Here is a 19,122-nt window from a genome sequence, read left to right as displayed (position 1 = left end):
GCTCGCCAGGACGTGTTCGACTACATCGAAATGTTCTACAACCCGAAACGCAAGCACGTCAGAAACGGGATGCTGTCGCCCGTCGAGTTCGAGAAGCAGCAGAGAACCTAACCCGAGGGTGTCTACAAAACTCGGGGCTATTCAAGGATTGTTGCAGTGCCATCCCGAAACCGTAGGCAAATAAGCAAGGCATTCCTGCCTTGAGCCTGCCGACGCGCGACAGGTTAGTAACTGGTTGCAGTGGCGGGAATTGAACCCGCTTCCTTCTGGGTATGAACCAGATGAGCTACCGGTGCTCCACACTGCTGAAAAGGAAAAAGCGGCTCAAGGCCGCTGAACTATGGACATGAAAATCCATACTGCACCGATGCGCTTATGGCTCGGCTGGGTTTGACCGGCGAGTATTCCCTCTAGCGAGGTCCGCATCTGAACATCAAATCATCCGATTGCGTGTATACCTGATTTCGTGGTAAAGCGCAAAGCGCTTTTTTACGCTGCTGGGGATATGTCATCAAATCCTACTTCGATAGGTACAAAGCTGTTCAGGGCGTTCAGCAGTACCTTGATTTTGCCGGAACTGGTGACTTCTTCCACGACGCCGGTTATGTCGATAAAAGGCCCGCGCACCATTGAAACGCTCTGCCCTTTGCTGAACTTCAGCTTTGCTGTCGCCTTCTTTGTTCTGGCTTCTTCTTCCCGATAGATGCGAGCCGCTTTCGTATCATCGAATTGCATATCGCGTTCAGCCAAAAACAAGGCTTCAACGGCGTCGGCAGATACGCGGACATATGAACCGCCGCATTCAAGAACCCGCTCCACGCCCTCACAGCGGCGCAACCTGAACCAATCTGGGTTATTCCTTTCTTGGGCAACGAATAGGTAGCGCTGCATAAGTGGACGCTCCTTCTCCACCCTCGCCCGCGTTCTTTTATGGATGAACTCGACGCGCTGGCGCGGCAGATAAGCTTCATATCCCGCGAGGCGAAGATTGGTCGCAGCCTTTTCCTCGCACTTGATGTTTGTGCGGATCACGTACCAATCTTTGTGTTTGCTGATCGATGTTGCTGCCATGTCTTTTACCTCATCGCGCCGTGGTCATCGCTTCCGAATACCTGTGCTGGCGTACCGAACAAATTGACCTCTACCCAGTCCGAGAAACGCTGCAAAAACGCCAAATCGTTGCCGGTGGCTTTATCGATGCTTGCTTCAATCGCATTCTTGGGCGGTTGGAACTGGTCGCCAGTTTCCTCGCGATATGAAGCGATGATTTCTGGGTTCCCAAGCGCCCAACTCACACAGCCAACAAACGCGCCGTACATGATTGGGTTATCGTCGTAGGACGTTTTTAAGTATTGCTGTTCACTCATAGCGCTGTCCTTTTCTCCAGCCACACACGATGAGCGCGGCCCGGTGCCTTCTTGGACTTGGCGATGTGGCGCTTGATCCGATAAAGCCACCACCAACCACGGATGCGCGAAAAAACATTCATCGGCGGAAGCCTCGCAAGGCTTCGGACACTCGGCCTTGATTGACGTTGAACGTCTTACCGATCTGGGTTTGCGCCAATTCAGGGTTTTCGCGAGCATATGCTCGAATTTCTTCGCGAAGTTCTGGCGTTATCGGTCGGCTCACTTTCTCTGCGACCTTGCGCGGGCGACGACGCGATAACTGGCCTGCTAGCCGCTCAATTTCAGCGTTGCCCGTTTCGACGGCGATTTGCTTGAGACGAGTCTGGATTTCAGGAATGCGCATCTTCATCCCCTTGTTTCGGTTGCAAATAGATATTTCGATTGATGTTGATGTTGATCGGGCCGAACCCATCAGCTACCGAGCGGAGCCATTGACCAAGCCTTCTGGGACTCCACCACCACACCACGGCAACGCCGAACAGAAAGTAACCAAGTGTAGTCATCAGGCCACCTTCCTGCGTTTCTTCGTGTTCTTGAACCAAGTGACAGCCAGCGCCTTCCAGTGCGGTATCTTGTGCGAAATCGCGAGAAGCTTCGCCTCCGCATCGGCTTTGGGTCCGAGCGCGACGATTGCCGCGGTCAAATCTTCCGGCTCGAAACTGTCGGCATAGTCTGGCGCCGTCATCAGATGTTCAGCCGCCCGAATATGCGGCGTGCTGATCGGCGCGAGTTCTGCCTTTGCCAGCACTTCGAGAATTTTGCGGGCATTGATGGCGGTGTATTTTTTCACGACCGCTGAGACAGCGCTGATAGCCACCGTGTCGCCCGCTTCGTACTTCCCATTGTTCGCCAACAAGAGCCGGACTCCTGCCCGATCACAGACCTTTTGGATATCGAGTGCGTCTTCATCCCCAGCGATAAGCGCGGCCTGATGCAGTTGGAGCTTTGTCACCTGCAAACGGTCGGTGTTCTGACCGATAAAGGCTTTCGCCTGGGCTTCAAGTCCCGACGCCTCTACGATCATCACCGGGATTGTATCGATGCGTGGGTGGCTGGCGGCTGCTATCGCAGTATGTTGGCCGTCCAATATCTTGAGAATGGTTTTCCCTTCGTCGTTTTCCGCATAGGTGCAAACCGGCGGCTGGTACTTGCTCCAGTCCCAATGCTCGATCATGCGGCGGATTTGGCGCACCCCGCGCTCGCCCACGTCGCGCTGATAGGCACCGTCGACAAACAGCGAAGACGGATCGACATTCTCAAAGATCGGCTGACCGGTCGGCGGCGTGTTCGGTTCTATCCCTGACAGGCTGAAAGCATATATCGGGCGCAGCGTGCTCATGCAGCGTCCCTTTCAATCAGGGTGCGAAGATTGACCAGCGAGGCGTCCCGGCTCTGACCGCTGGCGGTCTTTCCACTGGCAGGGCAACGGGCAATCCAGTTGCCGTCATGGGTTGGGATGGCTGAAGGGCTCATATGCTTTCCTTTCCAAGCATTGCGTAGCTATCTGGAATGTCACGGAACCGACGATCTGCGCCGATGAATTCGAGCTTGACGGAACCCGGTCTGCCGCACATGGGCTGGCGTCTGATTTTTTTGGCGATGACGTAGGTCGCATCAGCGGCATAGTCGCGGTACACGACCAGCCCCGCATCTGCTTTGTTGCGCCAGTGCGCACTCCCGGCGAGGTCATAAAGACCCGGCACAGGCTCTTTTCCTTCTTCCGAATTTGATTTGAGTTTGGTCGGATGGATCACCATCCAGACCGTGCATTCGTGATGTTTTGAAAAGCGCTTGCACTTCGAAATCAGCTGCGAAACGAATTCCGTTTCGGTCAGCTTGTCGGGCCGGGATGCTTCAAGCTCGTTATAGGGATCGATCACGATGTTTTTGACGCCATATCGAAGCACAGCAGCACGCGCCCGTTCCAGCAACCAATCTATCGACGGAGTATGCTCGACTGCACCCATCATGAAGAAATGCTGACGCACCCATTCCAGTGCGGCTTTCACATCGGCTTCCGATAAGCGAGGATTAGGGCCGTCGAAAAAGGGACCTCTTGCCCATATCTCGCACAAATCCGCGATGTGATTGCTGTTTCCTGTCTCCGGCGAAAACATCGCCCATTTCTCCCCACGACTGCTCGCGGTTTGTACGGCGATCTGATCGAGCACGCGGGATTTCCCATGGTTCGGGATGCCCGTCACCGCGATAAACTGGCCGGGGATATACTTGAACGCCTTGTCCAGTTCGCTGAAGCCGGTCGAGAGCGGTTGCGGCCCTCTGCCGTGGTAAAGGTCCATCACCTCGTCGTAAAAATCATCGACCGCGTGCAGTCCGTCAATCGGCCACGGTTCCGCCAGATGGACACATTCGCGAAGCACGTCCGCACCATGCTCGACCAAGCATTCGTCGGCGTCCTTCACTTGAACATCATTGAGGTTCGGCATGCGTACCCGGAAAGACCGGTCGCGCCCGACACGTTTGGCAATCTCCTGCGCCAGTGTTTCCCCCGGTGTGTCCATATCGCTGGCGATCAGGAACCGGCGAACTTTCATCAGCGCATCCCAATGGGTTCCGAACGGTTCGTATCGCTTGTCGCTTGTCTCTGGCCCAGACGGCGCGCCATTCGGCAACGAAACCACGTGTTTGAAGCCCGCTTCGATGAAGGCGAGAACGTCTATTTCGCCCTCGCAGATAATCAGGTCTTCGCCTTCGGCTATGCTGTCCGCGTTATAGAAAACTGGTTCCGGGTCTTTCTCCTGCCGGAATTCCTTCCTGACTGTGCGATACTTCACATTTCGGAGTTCGCCTTGCCAATCGTAAGGAAACGCGATGCAATCCTCTTCCTGATTGGTCTGCGGAAACCATGCACGGGTTTTGTATATCCCCATCCGGAGAACAGTTTCCGGGGATATGCCACGGTTCTTGAACCAAGCGAACAAGCTGTCAGGCCGTTGCGGGTCCTGAACGCGCTGCGGCTTTCGATAGATGCGCTTTTCTCGATGTGGCCTATATCCTTCGCCACCGGTCGACCCGGAGAAATCGCAATGGTGGCACTTCCACACAGCGCGGCCATCCGCCTCGACCGTCACCGACAGGCACGGGTCATTTTTCTTGCGGCGTGAGGCTGAACACTGCGGGCAAACAACCTTGTGGCTACCCGGTCGGCTGTCGCGCAGCTGGATGCCATGCTGCGAGAGGGCGTCCTGAATATCGCTCATGATCAGCCTCGCCCGAACAGGAATGCGTGGGAGGGCTCACCATTCGCCTGCCGGTCACGGCTGCTTTCCGGCTCATCCATCCAGCTTTTTGCATTGAGCCACGTCGCAGGGTGCGCGGTAAATTGCTTGTCCTTCCCGGCACGTTCCTTGGCATAGCGTTCAACGCCCGCCATGATTTCATCAAGCGAGGCTACCTTGCGGGCCGACCGGAACGCCTTTTCTGCCGCCCCTTTTGCTGCCTTGCGAGGATAGGCCTTCCAGAAGGTTTCTGAGAATTCCAAATCTATCTCCGCCATGCGCTTGTCGCGTGGCGTTTGACCGAGAGATTTATCTCTTACCTTCCTACTACCTCCTTCCTCCTTCATCTGCGGAGACTTTTCGGCAGTGGTGGGGTAGGGCTGGGTTAGGACTGGGCTAGGACTGCTAGAATTAGCAGCCTTGAAACATGCATATTCCTGTAGCTCTATGGGAAGGCTATACCTGTATGATGGGTTTTTCGGTCTCTGAAACTTGCCAAAATTCCTGACAATACCGAAGGACTTGCCTCCGACCTCGAACTGTCGAACGCAATCAAGCTCTACGAGCTCGGCCAAAACCTCGGAAAAATCGACATTGTCGGCAGGGAAAATCCGCGCCTTAAGAACAATCGGCTTCCACTCGAAAATTCCATGATCGTCGCACTCAGTCCACAGAATAGGCCATGCGGCTTTGCACGTCATACTCATGGACATGTAGGACTCGTCTGATGTGAGGCCGGGATGAACGGACCTAATTCGCGCCATTTTTCCGCCCCCCTCTGAAATGGTGAAAATCTCGTATCCCGCCCCAACACTCAGCCCCGCTATCGAAGCGGAAAATCAGATTGGCGGTTTCCAACTCTGCAAGCAGTGCGGACACATCAACGTCATCGGCGGGAAATATTTTTATTTTTATGGAAAGCGGCCTCCAAGAAAACGTTCCCCGGCCATCAGCAATAGAGCCAAGCCCGATAAACAGAAGTCGTGCAAATGCACTGACAGAAACAAAGTCTTCATCAGTAAAGAAGGCGATAGGTATTGAACGAATACGAGCCACGGTTAAACCTCGCTCTGCATATGCGATGAAAGGATGACCGCCCACCAAGCAGCTTGCTTTTCGGTGACGGTGAATTTTCTGCGCTTTCGCCGCGCCCAGATAACCAACGAGAGAACGAATTCGCGTTCCCTGTCGTTGAGTTCACAATGCTCAAGCAGATATGGGCCGACCCGCAGAACATCCTCATGCGAAACTGGCAGAGTGTTGCTCCGATCTTCAGTCGATCCGAACGCCGAAGAAAGGTCGTGCAGTGAAGCACCCGCGCTTTCCAGAACCCTGCGAATAGCCCGAACGGTTGCCACAACTTCGCCATCGTGCTCGCTGGCAAGGCGAGGTATCAGCTTTCCAAGCTTTAGAATGGTCGCAGGCTCCAGCGTCATCGCGACCTCGCGAGTGCCAAGCTAAGCTTCCCGGCTAGAATGTCCCAGTTGAGGTCCGCAATTTGCATCGGTTCCTCTGGATTGCGCATAAACGCAAGCTCATAGGCCTCGCTCATCATGGCGCGACCGGCAGCAGTGCACGGAAATCTTGCCACGCCCGAAAGAAGCTTCTCGCGTGCATGCGCGTGAGATGCGGGGTAGGTCATTGATCGACGTCCCCCGTTTGCTTGAACAAGCTTTCCACGGACAGACCCGTCTCTTGTGCGAGTTTCAAAGCCAGCTTCAAAGAAGGGGTGGCCGTTCCGGTCTTAAGTTTGGAGATCATCGACCGGTCACAGCCGACCCTCTTTGCGAGGCTCGTGCAGCTTGTGTTAACCATGTTCATATATTCAGCTAGCGCAGTCATGCCTAATGTGTGAATGTTGTACACGTGAATGTCAAGAACATTTGTGAATGACATTGCATGGACTGCACAGACGAAAGCTGCGAGAATTGAGAAATGGCACCAGTTTCAAAACCACGGCCCGTCTTGGGGAAAACCTTCCTCAAAGAATGGCGGGAACATCGACGGATCGGTCAGCTTGACGCTGCCGAAGCGATCGGCGTTTCTCGAACACTGCTTTCAAAAATCGAGAATGGTAATAGCCCATATCTCCAGCCTCAGATTGAAGGGCTGGCGAAACTATACGATTGCATGCCAGGCGATCTATTAGACCGGCATCCCAGTATGCCTCTCGCCCCTATTCGGGGCGATAAGCAGATACTGGACGTGTTAAACCGCATTGAAGGGTTGGATCAGCGTGGGGTAGAAGTTGCTTTTTCGGTGATAGACACCGTGATTAAGCGTCAGCCTTCCACACCAGAACAGTCATCCGCTGATGATCAATTCGCGCCTGCCACTGCCCACCATGAGCCAAAGCCATAGTTTCTGCGAGTTCTTTTGCTTGGAAATCAGCCTTTCGCATTGCTGTGAGAAGGCCACCATTCAGCGTGGCAACGCGCAATAATTCCAGCCTATCACCTTCCTTACCCGGCTGAATGGTCACGAATTTAATCATTCACTCCTCCCCGCCGCTATATCTTTTCCATTTCCGCCACTTCTGGCGGTAACCGGTCACCATGTGCGAAGATGAGCTTCGGTTCTTCGTAATCGCCGGTATCCGCGTCACCCTTGTTCACAAAGGCAATTACTGCGGGTTTGATTGATGCCAGCTTTTCCGCGACCCGGCGCGCATGGCTTACATCCTTGGCCAGAAATGGCACATCGGCATTGATTTTGCCCTTGGGTGCCTTGCTATACGCCTGCACCACATACTGCGTTTGCATGCTCAAACTCATTACTCCCTGTACGCTCGTTATGTGCGACAGGATGACTCAGCGACTGGAACATATCAAGAACAATTCGGCTGGAATTTAATGAATAGTTAATGGGCGGGTTACGGCTACCTCATGTGTCGCGATCCAACTTTCGCACGGCGTACGCGCCGGTCGCCAAGCTCAGCTTTTCCAAAAAGTGAACACTATTCACTTTTGCGCTTGACTGTGATGTGAAATACATTCACCTTACATGCACATTAATGAGCACGAAGAAGCGCGTCGCTTGACGCACCGATCTTCTACAAACATGTTAGGAACCATCCAAAATGAAATCAAATGTAGAGAGTATTGCAGCCAGTGAATGCCCGTGCTGCGGAGCCAAGGTTTCAAGCCTTGATCTGATCTTAGATGAACCCGCAGGTGTCGTCTCTTATCGCGGAGAGGTCGCCCGGTTTGAGCCCTCGCCCTTCCGCCTTTTGAAGGCGCTTATAGAAAGCTATCCACGCACCTTGACCAAAGAGCAATGTCTCAATGCGCTTACCGGCGACACTGACATTGACCGCGAAATCAAGATTGTTGACGTACAGGTCTGTAGAATTCGGAAGAAGGCAGACAAGCTTGGTCTGGCAATCTCAACAGTTTGGGGAACCGGGTATCGATTAGAGCTTGCCGACGATATCAAATCGGAAGTTTTGCGTAAAAACAGGTTTGAGGAAAGTCGCCGCTCCAGAGGTTCAGTCGGAAGCAACGATATCGCTGAAATCGAGTTTCTTCGGGCGCAGGGGTTTCCACTTACTGAAATCGCTCGTCGTTTAAAGCTGACGTACAAAGCGGTTAGCACCGCTATCGATATCATAGAGGCCAAGAACCACGCGAGTCCAAACGTCCGCACAGCAAAGCAATCTGCCGTTCACGCAAATTGATAGACCTTCTCGTTCGGCGATGGACCCAAGAAGAAGTCCGCCGCCGTGGCACGCCGATCTGCAAGGATAGATAGATTAACGAGCGATAGGAGTTGCTATGAGGCTAACTCTTCTCAGCCCGCTTATAGTATTCGTAGAGTTTTATGACCGCATCAATCGCCTCCTCTGTTGGTATATCGTTATCCAATTTGGCGAAGATGGTTCCGGCATTAAATAGGGATATAGCCATATCCTGAAACATTTGTTGATGTTGCGCAGGAGTAAGCTTTGGTTTTTTTCCAGCAATGGAGTCTCGAAGATGATTGACCACCATCTCTACAGCTGGCGTCAATTCGCGATCAAAAATTAGACCCATCTGGCAGAGACGGCGAATTGCTTCTCCGCGTGAGCGGATACGATTTTTGAACGCCCAGTCATCGATGGCCTCCACCTCGGAGGGCGTCATCATGATCGGAATGCGTTGATCTTTGAGTTCTTTATCGTCAGTCATGGCGAAGTTATACACAGATGGCGTAACTTGCACAACTTTTCTGTTGACCCTGTTCGAAACACGGTTAATATTAAGTTGCACAAGTTGCCCAACATAATAGAAAGGGCATTTATGCAAGAGAGGAAGGACCTGCGCATACCGCTGATGATGGAGCAATCCCTTTGTGATGAAATCGATACGTACAGGTTCGCGCAGCGAATAGCGACAAGAGCCGAAGCGATCAGACGATTGATAAAGGAAGCGCTATCGCAGCAAACGAAAACGGCAACCGAATAAGAGTTCGCAGCTCTCATCCAATCGCCGTTTTCAAAGTAGTCACCGTGTTCGCAGCACGGTTCCCGATTGTCACAAGGTTTAGGAGCCATAAAGTGACTGAACAATCATATAGCACCGGCTTGCCCGGAAATCTAGGCGCACATAGCGGGAACAGCGTCCGCTTGTCCACCAAGCAGATTGCCGAGGTGACAGGCAAGCTGCACAAGCACGTCTTGCGTGACACCCGCAAGATGCTGGTAGATTTGTATGCACGCGAAGGTGAGACCTTTGAGGAATTCATTGCTGATGACGCAAATTTGCGTCACGGACATGGCCCAAATCTGGACCATCAAGGATTTCAAATAGTTATGGACGGTCGCGGCGAATATGTCGCTGAAATCATCCTCGACCGTGAACATGCAATGACGCTGGCCACCGGCTATGACGTGAAACTGCGCAAGCGCGTGATCGACAAACTAGCCGAACTGGAGAGCTGTAACATTGCTGTTCCGAACTTCTCCGATCCCGCCGCTGCCGCCCGTGCATGGGCTGAACAGTACGAGGCCCGCCGGCTGGCCGAACAGACAAAGGCCGAGATCGGCACCCGCCGCGAAGCTACGGCCATGAATACAGCCAGCCAAGCCGTCAAAAAGGCGAACAAACTGGAGGTGGAACTCGACCGCTCGCAGGAATACGCCACTGTAAAGCGCATGGAAATGCTCTGGCATGGGCAAAAGTTCAATTGGCGCGAACTGAAAGCCACTGCCGCCGAAATGGGAATTCCGCCAATCGACGTATTCGATGCGAATTACGGGACGGTCAAGGCTTACCACGCTGATGTTTGGCAGGAGGCCTACGCCCTCGAAATTCCCACCACTTCCGGGAGGACCGCATAATGACCGAGGCTCAGAAGCTTTCCCTCCTGCTGGCGATTGCTGACCGCGCAATAGAAGCCGAGCGCTGCAAATTCGCCCGCCGCTATTCGCAAGATGCATTGAATGCCGCATATGCTGATTGGAAACAGAAGAATGGCATTCATGATCACATCGAAGCAGGTTCGCCCGAATGGACTGCAATGTTGGCAGCGACGAACCGCGACTATGAAGCGGTCGAAGATGCCAAACGATTGGAGCGCAATGCCGATAAGCGGCTGCGCAGCGCGATCTACAAGTACCATCGGATAGCGGACGCCGACCGCGCAAATAGCGCAGGCTTACCCCCGGTGGAACACGATAATCGCGCCGATACGGCGGAAATCCTAGCCGACCAGCGCCCGTAACACCTGAAAGCTTGAAAAGCGAGCGCGATCAACCGCGCTCCACCCTTTCTCAATTCTCTGGAGAAATCCAATGACGGAACAGAATATTCCGGCAAACGCCGAAGGCTTGTCCAACAGCAAGCAGAAAAAAGAAACCCTGCTTGAGCAGGCAAAGAAGGCCAATGAAACCGCAAGCACGATATACGCCATGATCGGTATTTGCCGTGCAGCGGCAGAATTTGCCGATGATCAGGACGGCTACCTCTTGGCTAAGCATGTCCCCACCAACCTCTCGAAAGTTCTGGAGACTGTAAATGAGATGGTGCTGGATATGGCCGAGGTTTTGGAGCGTGTCATTATCGAGGAAAGGGAACGCGCATGATTTCCCTTCCAGATATCATTGTTCCGGCAAAATCCCGCATGCCTATCGATCAGATGGAAATGGGTTTGGATTTGCTGCGCGTCGTTCACGCTGCTTTGCAGGACCATAGCTTTATCGATAGCGGAGTTCTGACCGCGCTGAGCGGCACAATGTTCACCGCATTCGAAATGCTGGAACCGGTGCGCGATGTTCTGAATAGAGCCAATCGCGCTGAGCCACCAAGTCAGCCCGCGCCCGGAAGCCTGCTTGAAGTGATCGCCCAGTATCGCGAGGGAGACGCCGCTTTTCGGGGTTGGGAGGCGCGGGGCTACCCGAACGAAGAGGCAGCGATAGCAGCCACTTACGGGCCACCTGCGTTAGAGCTGGAAAACTGGGATAGGCCGCTGGAGAACCTTGTGGAGGTTCGTGAAGCACTGCGCCTGGCTTTTAACCCAGAAGACGCAATCATTAGCGATATGGTCAAAGAGCCGCTGCGCGCAGCTTTGATTTATCTCGAAAAAATCACGGGCTGGAATGATACTGACCCGGAGGGTGGCGCAGCATGAGTATCACAAGCGAACATACTGACGCCATTTATGATGCATTGGCCGTAATGGAATTGGCCAGCGACATGCTCATGGGAAATGATTTTGATGGTGTAACCGCCGGTAATATGGGCTGGCTGCTTGGTAGCGCTAAAAAACGGCTCGCTGAGGCACTTAACGCCGTTGAGGAAGTCCAGTTCGATCAGGAGGCGACCAATGAATGACCGCCCTCGCCTTCGCCGGAAGGACGTTCCGGAATATCTGCGCACGACACATGGGATAGACGTATCGTTAGCCACACTCAACACAATGGCGACACGCGGCGGCGGGCCAGCCATGCAATACGATGGCCGACGCCCCCTATACCTGAAATCAGACTTGGACCAATGGGCAAATGATCGATTATCCAAGCCCGTCCGCTCAACGTCCGAGCGTTAATCTTGTCCCGAAGTAGCCGGTTTGCCGTCAAGCAGATCGGCTATTTTTGCCGACACTTGATCAGCTGCGGAAACCAGCGCCTTATCCGCTACATGTGCATACCTTGCAGTCACACCCGGAACCGAATGCCCGAGCAACCCAGCAATGGTCAGTTCTGAATAGCCCATTTCGGCGGCGACCGAAGCGAAAGTATGGCGCATCACGTGAAGGCTCACATCTTCAATTTTTGCCTTGGCGCAAAGTCTTTCAAGCACACGCGGCAACCCCACGAAATGCCCTTCTCCGCGCTCTGATGGGAAAACCCAACCGTTCTTACTTTCGATACCGGAGATTGCATCAAATGCTTTTTTCCCGATAGGTCGTATCTGCGCGCCTGTTTTTGTGTCCCCAAATCGTATCGAACCTTTCTCAGGATCGAGCCACTTTTCAGGCAATGCGAGGACTTCCATTCGGCGGCATCCTGAAAGCATTAAAAAGCGTACCGCGGCCAACGCCACTTCGGACTCGTCATCTGCCTCGCGCATCGCTTTGCCGAGCCGGGAAATTTCTTCGTTCGATAGAAAGCGACCCTTTTTTCCCGCCTTAGGCTTTTTGACCCCACGAACAACGTTTTCTGTCACCACAAGCCCATTCTTGGCGAACTCCAGTACCGTGCCGAAGATTGTTATTGCCCGCGCCGCTGCTGCCTTCCCGCCAGTCGTCACGCCGCCCCTTCCCTGACGTTCCTTTGCCGTCTTCCCAGCTACAATATCGGCTTGCAGCTTCATAATGTCCGCACGGGTCAGGCCCGCAACTGTACGATTGCCTATCAGCGGCTTTATATGGGTACGAAGCTGGCCTTCGTTGACGGAATATGTGTTCGGCTTCAGCCTGGGCTTGGCATCTTCAAGGTATAGGTCGCACAGTTCCGCTACTGTAATAGATTGGCGAAGCCGAGCCCTTTCCGCTGACGGATCGTTGCCCTTGAATACTTCGCCCATTTTCTCGCGGGCTAACTGGCGAGCTTCATCCGGCGTCAAAGTGCCGACGCGACCGAGAACCATTTTTCTCTGTCGGCCTTCAGAATTGCGGTACTTGATGATATAGGAGCCAACGCCAGACGGCATCATGCGGACGCCGAAGCCTTTTAACTCGCTATCCCATAGATACTGTTCGCCCATTTCGGACGGCTCAAGAGCATCAATTATACGCTTCGTCAGCTTTGGCAATTTGACCCCATCATCAACTTCCGCGGAACCACGGCGGAACCAACTGAAAGCAAATTCAAATGAGGTCTGTCAATCTCCAACAAAGAGCAACAAACATTAACTTATTGATTTTGCTTACTTTAACAAGCGGAATAAAAGTGTGACAAACTCGAACAAACGATATATCCTAAATTTCGTAATGATGGGGTCGCGTGTTCGAGTCACGCAAGCGGCACCAAAAAATCAATGACTTAGCCAGTTTTCGTTTTCACCATATTGATGCTAGCAATCAAATAGCAATCACCTTCGGTACTCGTAATTTGCACTGCAAAACTGCCTTGTTAAGCAGCATAAACTCCCTGTGGAAAAACGTTCGGAAACATACAGAACCCGCCTGAGCCGCACGTCGTTACAATTGATGCTTCCCAATTTCTGTATTGTTGAACTCGACTATTCTTGTTGTTATGTTAACAGCAACTTCCATCGCGTTTCGTAATCGGACACCATCCAAGTTAGGTGAGCTCATATAAATGGCGAAAAAGCCTGATAGCAAAAATGAGCAGCCTAGCCTTGAGCAGCTCTATCTCAGCCTCAGCGAGCACCTTGTTCGAAAAATACAATATGTCATTAAGCTTTCTCACGATGCAGACTGACAGTGCTAGAGAACATCCCCTGCCCTCAACAAACTATGAGCTCGACCATCTACTGACGTCTGAGCAAGCCGCTGGTGTTTTAGGTTTAAGTCCAAAGACCCTTGCTAACTGGCGGGTCCAGGGCATTGAGAACTTACCTTATCGAAAAGTGGGCAAAGCTATTCGTTATAAATATGGCGATCTGTTAGCGTTTATTGATTTACAAAAGAGAGAAAACACGAGTCAGAAGTGAAGCAGATTCTATTATCTGAAAATGCAATGACTAATTGAATGGCCGCAATGGGGCCGCCAGAGGAATGGCCGATTTTACCTATCAGAATCGGAAAGCAGACATAAGCGTCTGAGATCTGAGTAAGTACCACTCGACGTCAGGCTCCCTCCGCCATCGGTATCACAAACCCGCGCCCCTTGAGAGATGCTTTGATTGCGAGGGAGTGTTGTTCTCACGCGTTCGACAGATGACAAACAAAAGATTCTGTATGACACATAGTCAAAGGCGGCGATGCTATTGTCTAGTCCCCTGTTCTATTTCACAGTCGTGTTTTCAAGTGGTGGAGCGCACCAGTTTGGCGTAAACTCCGCCCAGGGCGATCAATTGTGCATGGCTCCCGCGTTCCACTACCCGCCCTTTGTCCATAACAACGATTTGATCCGCGTGCCGGACTGTGGAGAGCCGGTGAGCGATAGTGATGATTGTGCGGTCCCTTCCTAACGACGAAAGCGCATCCGACATTGCGCGCTCCGTAGCAGCATCCAGTGCGCTTGTTGCCTCATCAAGGAGCAAAACGCGGGGATTTCGCAAAATTGTTCGCGCTAGTGTTAGACGCTGTTTTTCCCCGCCGGAAAATCGGTAGCCCCGCTCCCCCACCAATGTCTCGTACCCGGCCGGCAGTGCCGTTATCATATCATGTATCTGTGCAATTTTGGCAGCTGTTATCAAGTCTGTATCCGTGGCGTCAGCCCTTGCAAAGGGCAGGTTTTCGGCTACACTTGCATTGAAAAGATAGGGGTCCTGTGTGACAATCCCCAGTATATCTGTCAGGGACTGGAAACTGAGGTTACGAACGTCGATGCCATCGTAGCAGATGGATCCTGCGTCCACGTCGTAGAGTCGTGCCAATAGATACCCGAGCGTGGTTTTCCCCGACCCGGTGGCGCCGACGACCGCTGTGTGAGAGCCAGCGGGAATGTCTATAGAAACACCGTCAATTGTGGCTGCCTGCTCCTTGTCATAGGCGAAGCGCACCCCGTCAAGCTTGACCGCCCCCCGGATACGTTCACGATCAAGGATAACTGGATAGGGATGCTCTTTGATTTCGACTGGCTGGTCAAGGTACTCGAATATTCGGGCGAACAATGCTCGCGTCGTTCGCATCTGGACACCGGACTCGAGCACCTCTTCAAGCGGCCAAAGCAACTGTTCTTGCAGCGCAATCATGGCGACGAGCGTACCTATGGTAACGGTACCCAAGCTCTGATCCATAAGAAGGCCACCTAGCAGCAAGGTCAAGGCTGGCAAGGTCTGAAGTACCATGTCAATCACGCCCCATTGCCACTGGCCCGCAGTATGGGAGCGCACTTCGAGTGCTGCAACATTTTCGGAGGTGCGGATAAACCGCCGTGTCAGATGATCAGTACGACCCATCGAACGAGCGAGAATGATACCTGAAACCGAAAGCTGTTCCTGTACGGACGAGGACATGTCCGCAATCCGCTGCTGCTGTTCATAGGTAAGTTCTTCGCGTAGTTGCCCGACCCACTGGCTGATCCAGATTGCAATCGGAAGGACGAGAAATGAGAAAAGTGCCAGGCGCCATTCGAGCGCCAGCATGGCGATCATGGTCATAACCACAACACTTATATTTCGAGTGAGTTGGCTGACTGTGTGGGTGACGAGCGCCTGAAGGCCACCGATATCGCTGGCTATCCGCGATTGAACTTCACCAGTCCGAGTAGTTGTGAAAAAGCGTAGCGATAGGGACTGAAGGTGCGCATAGACCCGGACCCTCAGATCATGCATGATCGCCTGCCCGATTTTCGAAGTAATTAGCACCTGAAGCACACCTATCGCAGTGCCCAGACAAGCGAGGACAACCAGTCCTCCTGTTAGAAGCATCAACTGATTGAGATTGCCGGTTGGGAGTGCCTGGTCGATGATCGCACGCACTAGGAAAGGCGCCGCAATGCCAGCTACCGAAGACAATAAGATGAGAGCAAGCACCAAGGCCAGCTGTCTGAAATACGATCTGAAAAGTCCGAGTACCCTGTTGAGCGAAACGTGCTGCGCCAGCTCGTCATACGAAGTGTCTTTGACCTTATCGAACTGATCAAACATGTTTTTTTCCTTCTGGCAGCAGCGCTCGCCGGCCCATCATCGACAATCAATTTTCTCACGATGGCTTTGCATCAACGTTATTTTGCCGGCGGGGAAAGCGAATGGTCCGCTACATCAACGCTCTTCGAAATCGGTTTCGGATGGAGCTCCGGGGGCGACGGATCTGCAAAAGCTTCAGTAACGGCAGCACGACAACCGAACAGCCTCATGACCACAACGTAGAAGACGGGAACAAACAGAATTGCCAGTACAGTGGCCGACACCATTCCACCAAAGACACCAGTGCCAATCGCGTGCTGGGTTTCAGCACTTGCTCCACGGGCAATCATCAAGGGAACCACACCAAGCGCGAAAGCAAGCGACGTCATAATGATAGGCCGCAAACGCATCCGGGCCGCCTCGATCACCGATTGATTAAGGCTCTTCCCGGCACCTCGCAGGTTATTGGCAAACTCCACGATAAGGATAGCGTTTTTGGCCGACAGACCAATAATGGTGATCAGACCGACCTTGAAGAAAACATCGTTCTCAAGGCCACGCAGTGACACTGCCAGAACAGCACCGATGATTCCGAGCGGCACGACTAGCATTACCGAAAGTGGTATAGACCAGCTCTCGTAAAGTGCAGCCAGAACGAGGAAGACGACTAGCATCGAAATTGCTAGCAGCATTGGTGCCTGCGAAGCTGACTGCTTCTCCTGGAAGGATTGCCCTGTCCACTCGACCACGAAACCTTGCGGCAGTTGCGAGGCAAGCCGCTCCATTTCGGCCATGGCCGTACCGCTGGAAACCCCGGGCGCCGCATTTCCCGCAATACGCACAGCAGGATAGCCATTATAGCGCACGAGTTGCAGCGGGCTCGCTTCCCATACCGGCGTGACCATTTCCGAGAGAGCAACCATCCCGCCGGCATTGTTGCGCACGTAAAGTTTCAAGACGTCCTCGACTTGCATGCGGTTTGCAGCTTCTGCCTGAACGATCACCTGCTGCAGACGTCCAGCGTTGGGGAAATCGTTGACATAGGTGGATCCTATGGCAGACGAAAGAGTGTCGCTGATCATGCTAAACGGCACACCCAGCACCTCCGCTTTCTGACGATCGATCCTGAGCGATACGCTCGGCCCTGCCGGCAAGCCCTCAGGGTAAACACTGGTAACGAGTTTGCTCTTTGCCGCAAGATTGAGCAGTTGATCCTGTGCGCCCTGAAGGGCATCCTTACCTCGGTTGGCACGGTCCTCAAGGCGTAGGGAAAAGCCCGAAGTGGTCCCCAGTTCTTCGATCGACGGCGGCTTTAACGTCATGACAGTTCCCTCTGGAATCCTCTCCATCGCCGCCGCGGCCGCCTCAATTTCCTCGTCAACTGTAGTTGTTCGCTCGGACCAGTTCTTCAGCGTGGTGAATGACATCGCCGCGTTCGGCCCAGAACCGGAAAAGCCAAAGCCAAGAATTGACAGATTGTTGACGACGTCTGGCCGGGAAGCAACATGACGATCATAGATGCTCACGATGCTGCGAGTACGCTCTTCTGTGGCGTCTGCTGGAAGAGAGAAAGAGGTCATAATGCTGCCCTGGTCTTCCTGGGGCACGAAGGCGGACGGTATTCGCGTGTAGCCGTAGGCGAGCGCCGAAAGCAAAAACGCATATATTATCATCATGCGTCCGGCACGACGGATTAATACGGATACCCAGCTGGCATAACCGGTCGTCAACCGGTCAAATCCACGGTTGAACCAACCGAAGAAGCCCTTTTTCTCATGGTGCGAAGGATCAACTGGTTTCAGCAACGTTGCGCAAAGCGCCGGCGTCAAACTTAGCGCCAGAAAGGCAGAAAAGAGGATGGAAACAGCCATTGAGAGCGTGAATTGCCGATAGATGGCGCCGACGGAGCCACTCGACAGGCCCATTGGAATAAAGACCGCCGCCAGCACCAGCGTGATACCGATCACAGCGCCAGTGATTTCCTTCATTGCCTTTTGCGTGGCTTGCCTGGGTCCCAGCCCCTCGCTGGCCATGATGCGCTCCACGTTCTCTATCACAACGATCGCATCGTCCACGATAATGCCGATCGCCAGCACCATGCCGAACATTGTTAGAACGTTGATCGAAAAACCCGCCATCAGCATGACGGCAAAGGTGCCAAGCAGGGCGATAGGCGCGACAATCGCCGGGATCAGGGTGTAACGGATCTTTTGAAGAAAGAGCAGCATCACAAGGAAGACCAATACCATTGCCTCGAGCAATGTATGGATCACCTTTTCTATCGAGATCTTGACGAACGGCGCCGTGTCATACGAGATGTCATAATCCATTCCATCAGGCATTGCAGTCGCAAGCTCGGAAAGTCGGCTTCGTATTGCATCGGCCGTACGTACGGCATTCGCCCCTGGTGTGAGCTGAATCGCAGCTGCTGTTGCCTCCTGGCCATTACTAACGATCGAAAAGCCATAGCTCTGCGCACCTAGTTCAACACGCGCGACGTCGCCGAGGAGAAGTTTTGACCCATCCGGCTCCGACCGCAAGACGATCGCGGCGAATTCTTCAGGGGTTCCCAACTGTCCTTGCACTGTAAGAGGAACGCTCACCTTTTGGCTCGGCTCCGTGGGAGCATCGCCAATGCGGCCAGGAGCGATCTGGGTGTTCTGAGCCTGGATGGCCTGGATGACCTGCGCCAGCGAAAGCGAATAGGAAACCAGTTTCGCCGGATCTACCCAGACGCGCATTGCCTTTTCCGAGCCGAACGACTGTACGCGGCCAACGCCCGGGATGCGTTTCAATTCCTCCGCGACGTTTCTGGTTAGATAGTCGCCGAGCGCAAGGGCGTTGAATCGGCCATCCTTCGAGGTCAGCGTAACGATCATCAAAAAATTCGACGACGCGGATTCGACTGTTAACCCGGCTCGTCGCACAGGTTCCGGAAGACGCGGCTCCACAGCCTTCAAGCGGTTTTGGACATCAACTTGCGCCATCTCCGCATTGGTGCCCGGCTTAAATGTCACCGTTATATTTGCACTACCTGATGTGTCCGCAGTCGACTCGAAATAAAGAAGGTTCTTGACGCTCGACAATTCGCGCTCGATCAGGCTGACGACACTGTCGTTGACAGTCTGCGGTGTTGCACCGGTGTACGCTGCGTAGATACTAACACTAGGCGGCGCAATCGTTGGGAACCGCGATACCGGCAGCTGCGGGATCGCGATGATTCCCACAAGCACGATGAAGATGGCGATCACCCAGGCAAAAATGGGGCGATTAATGAAAAACTGTGGCATTATCGAT

General features: G+C 53.3%; 26 protein-coding genes and 1 tRNA gene. 8 read left to right on the top strand and 19 right to left on the bottom strand.

From position 1 onward, the window contains the following. Positions 1-111, top strand: a 111-nt coding sequence (locus FJQ48_RS02815; protein WP_139973699.1) for an IS3 family transposase, incomplete at its 5' end; no start/stop codon positions are given. A 121-nt stretch (positions 112-232) separates the two neighbouring features. Here FJQ48_RS02815 and FJQ48_RS02810 read toward each other — a convergent pair. From FJQ48_RS02810 to FJQ48_RS02750, 15 genes are all read right to left on the bottom strand, one after another. Continuing rightward, positions 233-307: transfer RNA gene (locus tag FJQ48_RS02810), tRNA-Met, on the bottom strand. Between the two features lie 182 nt (positions 308-489). Further along, a complete protein-coding gene (locus FJQ48_RS02805; RefSeq protein WP_139973698.1) occupies positions 490-1,071 on the bottom strand; it encodes a transcription termination/antitermination NusG family protein in 582 nt (193 codons plus the stop codon). Between the two features lie 5 nt (positions 1,072-1,076). Beyond that, positions 1,077-1,367, bottom strand: a complete 291-nt coding sequence (locus tag FJQ48_RS02800; protein WP_139973697.1) for a hypothetical protein — start codon at positions 1,365-1,367, stop codon at positions 1,077-1,079. Then, entirely contained in the window at positions 1,364-1,489 is a 126-nt protein-coding gene (locus FJQ48_RS22820; protein WP_282183521.1) for a hypothetical protein, read from the bottom strand. The genes FJQ48_RS02800 and FJQ48_RS22820 overlap by 4 nt, the downstream gene beginning before the upstream one ends. Further along, positions 1,486-1,752 (bottom strand): hypothetical protein, encoded by a 267-nt coding sequence (locus FJQ48_RS02795; RefSeq protein ID WP_139973696.1) that lies wholly within the window; start codon positions 1,750-1,752, stop codon positions 1,486-1,488. Before FJQ48_RS02795 ends, FJQ48_RS22820 begins: the two co-directional genes overlap by 4 nt. Further along, positions 1,739-1,912: a hypothetical protein gene (locus tag FJQ48_RS22270; RefSeq protein WP_180350097.1), complete on the bottom strand. Its 174-nt coding sequence runs from the start codon at positions 1,910-1,912 to the stop codon at positions 1,739-1,741. The genes FJQ48_RS02795 and FJQ48_RS22270 overlap by 14 nt, the downstream gene beginning before the upstream one ends. After that, positions 1,912-2,748, bottom strand: coding sequence for a DUF6551 family protein (locus tag FJQ48_RS02790; RefSeq protein WP_139973695.1), 837 nt, complete (start codon positions 2,746-2,748; stop codon positions 1,912-1,914). Before FJQ48_RS02790 ends, FJQ48_RS22270 begins: the two co-directional genes overlap by 1 nt. Continuing rightward, positions 2,745-2,882 (bottom strand): hypothetical protein, encoded by a 138-nt coding sequence (locus FJQ48_RS22265; protein WP_180350096.1) that lies wholly within the window; start codon positions 2,880-2,882, stop codon positions 2,745-2,747. Before FJQ48_RS22265 ends, FJQ48_RS02790 begins: the two co-directional genes overlap by 4 nt. Continuing rightward, positions 2,879-4,630, bottom strand: a complete 1,752-nt coding sequence (locus FJQ48_RS02785; protein ID WP_139973694.1) for a bifunctional DNA primase/helicase — start codon at positions 4,628-4,630, stop codon at positions 2,879-2,881. Before FJQ48_RS02785 ends, FJQ48_RS22265 begins: the two co-directional genes overlap by 4 nt. Before the next feature lie 2 nt (positions 4,631-4,632). Continuing rightward, a complete protein-coding gene (locus FJQ48_RS02780) occupies positions 4,633-4,911 on the bottom strand; it encodes a hypothetical protein (RefSeq protein WP_139973693.1) in 279 nt (92 codons plus the stop codon). 487 nt (positions 4,912-5,398) lie between these two features. Further along, on the bottom strand, positions 5,399-5,704 hold the full coding sequence (locus FJQ48_RS02775; protein ID WP_139973692.1) for a hypothetical protein: 306 nt from the start codon (positions 5,702-5,704) through the stop codon (positions 5,399-5,401). A 2-nt stretch (positions 5,705-5,706) separates the two neighbouring features. Then, entirely contained in the window at positions 5,707-6,084 is a 378-nt protein-coding gene (locus tag FJQ48_RS02770; RefSeq protein WP_139973691.1) for a hypothetical protein, read from the bottom strand. Then, positions 6,081-6,290, bottom strand: coding sequence for a hypothetical protein (locus tag FJQ48_RS02765; RefSeq protein WP_139973690.1), 210 nt, complete (start codon positions 6,288-6,290; stop codon positions 6,081-6,083). The genes FJQ48_RS02770 and FJQ48_RS02765 overlap by 4 nt, the downstream gene beginning before the upstream one ends. A gap of 633 nt (positions 6,291-6,923) precedes the next feature. Continuing rightward, positions 6,924-7,142, bottom strand: a complete 219-nt coding sequence (locus tag FJQ48_RS22260) for a hypothetical protein (RefSeq protein WP_162792687.1) — start codon at positions 7,140-7,142, stop codon at positions 6,924-6,926. A gap of 16 nt (positions 7,143-7,158) precedes the next feature. After that, positions 7,159-7,410: a hypothetical protein gene (locus FJQ48_RS02750; protein ID WP_247870286.1), complete on the bottom strand. Its 252-nt coding sequence runs from the start codon at positions 7,408-7,410 to the stop codon at positions 7,159-7,161. 317 nt (positions 7,411-7,727) lie between these two features. On the opposite strand from FJQ48_RS02750, the gene FJQ48_RS02745 reads away from it, so the two are divergent. Continuing rightward, positions 7,728-8,324 carry a winged helix-turn-helix domain-containing protein gene (locus tag FJQ48_RS02745; protein ID WP_139973687.1) on the top strand — a complete coding sequence of 199 codons (597 nt, stop codon included), beginning with the start codon at positions 7,728-7,730 and terminating at the stop codon, positions 8,322-8,324. A gap of 103 nt (positions 8,325-8,427) precedes the next feature. On the opposite strand, the gene FJQ48_RS02740 is transcribed toward FJQ48_RS02745, so the two are convergent. Beyond that, positions 8,428-8,814, bottom strand: a complete 387-nt coding sequence (locus FJQ48_RS02740; RefSeq protein WP_139973686.1) for a hypothetical protein — start codon at positions 8,812-8,814, stop codon at positions 8,428-8,430. A 437-nt stretch (positions 8,815-9,251) separates the two neighbouring features. Here FJQ48_RS02740 and FJQ48_RS02735 point away from each other — a divergent pair, with 437 nt between their 5' ends. The 5 genes from FJQ48_RS02735 to FJQ48_RS02715 all read left to right on the top strand — a co-directional run bounded on the left by FJQ48_RS02735 (position 9,252) and on the right by FJQ48_RS02715 (position 11,457). After that, on the top strand, positions 9,252-9,965 hold the full coding sequence (locus FJQ48_RS02735; protein ID WP_180350095.1) for a Rha family transcriptional regulator: 714 nt from the start codon (positions 9,252-9,254) through the stop codon (positions 9,963-9,965). Continuing rightward, the gene (locus FJQ48_RS02730) at positions 9,965-10,348 is read left to right on the top strand and encodes a hypothetical protein (protein ID WP_139973684.1); all 384 of its coding nucleotides are present in this window, start codon (positions 9,965-9,967) and stop codon (positions 10,346-10,348) included. The genes FJQ48_RS02735 and FJQ48_RS02730 overlap by 1 nt, the downstream gene beginning before the upstream one ends. Before the next feature lie 70 nt (positions 10,349-10,418). Next, positions 10,419-10,709 carry a hypothetical protein gene (locus FJQ48_RS02725; RefSeq protein WP_139973683.1) on the top strand — a complete coding sequence of 97 codons (291 nt, stop codon included), beginning with the start codon at positions 10,419-10,421 and terminating at the stop codon, positions 10,707-10,709. Further along, a complete protein-coding gene (locus FJQ48_RS02720; RefSeq protein WP_139973682.1) occupies positions 10,706-11,254 on the top strand; it encodes a hypothetical protein in 549 nt (182 codons plus the stop codon). Before FJQ48_RS02725 ends, FJQ48_RS02720 begins: the two co-directional genes overlap by 4 nt. Further along, complete coding sequence (locus FJQ48_RS02715; RefSeq protein WP_139973681.1) at positions 11,251-11,457, top strand: hypothetical protein; 207 nt, start codon at positions 11,251-11,253, stop codon at positions 11,455-11,457. The genes FJQ48_RS02720 and FJQ48_RS02715 overlap by 4 nt, the downstream gene beginning before the upstream one ends. A gap of 210 nt (positions 11,458-11,667) precedes the next feature. Here FJQ48_RS02715 and FJQ48_RS02705 read toward each other — a convergent pair whose 3' ends face one another. After that, entirely contained in the window at positions 11,668-12,879 is a 1,212-nt protein-coding gene (locus FJQ48_RS02705) for a site-specific integrase (protein ID WP_139973679.1), read from the bottom strand. A 534-nt stretch (positions 12,880-13,413) separates the two neighbouring features. Here FJQ48_RS02705 and FJQ48_RS02700 point away from each other — a divergent pair. Then, the gene (locus FJQ48_RS02700) at positions 13,414-13,743 is read left to right on the top strand and encodes a helix-turn-helix domain-containing protein (protein ID WP_247870285.1); all 330 of its coding nucleotides are present in this window, start codon (positions 13,414-13,416) and stop codon (positions 13,741-13,743) included. Between the two features lie 312 nt (positions 13,744-14,055). Here FJQ48_RS02700 and FJQ48_RS02695 read toward each other — a convergent pair whose 3' ends face one another. Both FJQ48_RS02695 and FJQ48_RS02690 read right to left on the bottom strand, forming a co-directional pair. Beyond that, positions 14,056-15,846 (bottom strand): ABC transporter ATP-binding protein, encoded by a 1,791-nt coding sequence (locus FJQ48_RS02695; protein WP_139973678.1) that lies wholly within the window; start codon positions 15,844-15,846, stop codon positions 14,056-14,058. Between the two features lie 77 nt (positions 15,847-15,923). Next, complete coding sequence (locus FJQ48_RS02690; RefSeq protein ID WP_139973677.1) at positions 15,924-19,115, bottom strand: efflux RND transporter permease subunit; 3,192 nt, start codon at positions 19,113-19,115, stop codon at positions 15,924-15,926. Between the last annotated feature and the right edge of the window lie 7 nt (positions 19,116-19,122).

It is taken from the genome of Ochrobactrum sp. CGA5, assembly GCF_006345815.1.
Taxonomy (GTDB): Bacteria; Pseudomonadota; Alphaproteobacteria; order Rhizobiales; family Rhizobiaceae; genus Brucella.
Note: the sequence above shows the minus strand (reverse complement) of the source record. Positions and strands in the feature narration are given on the sequence as shown.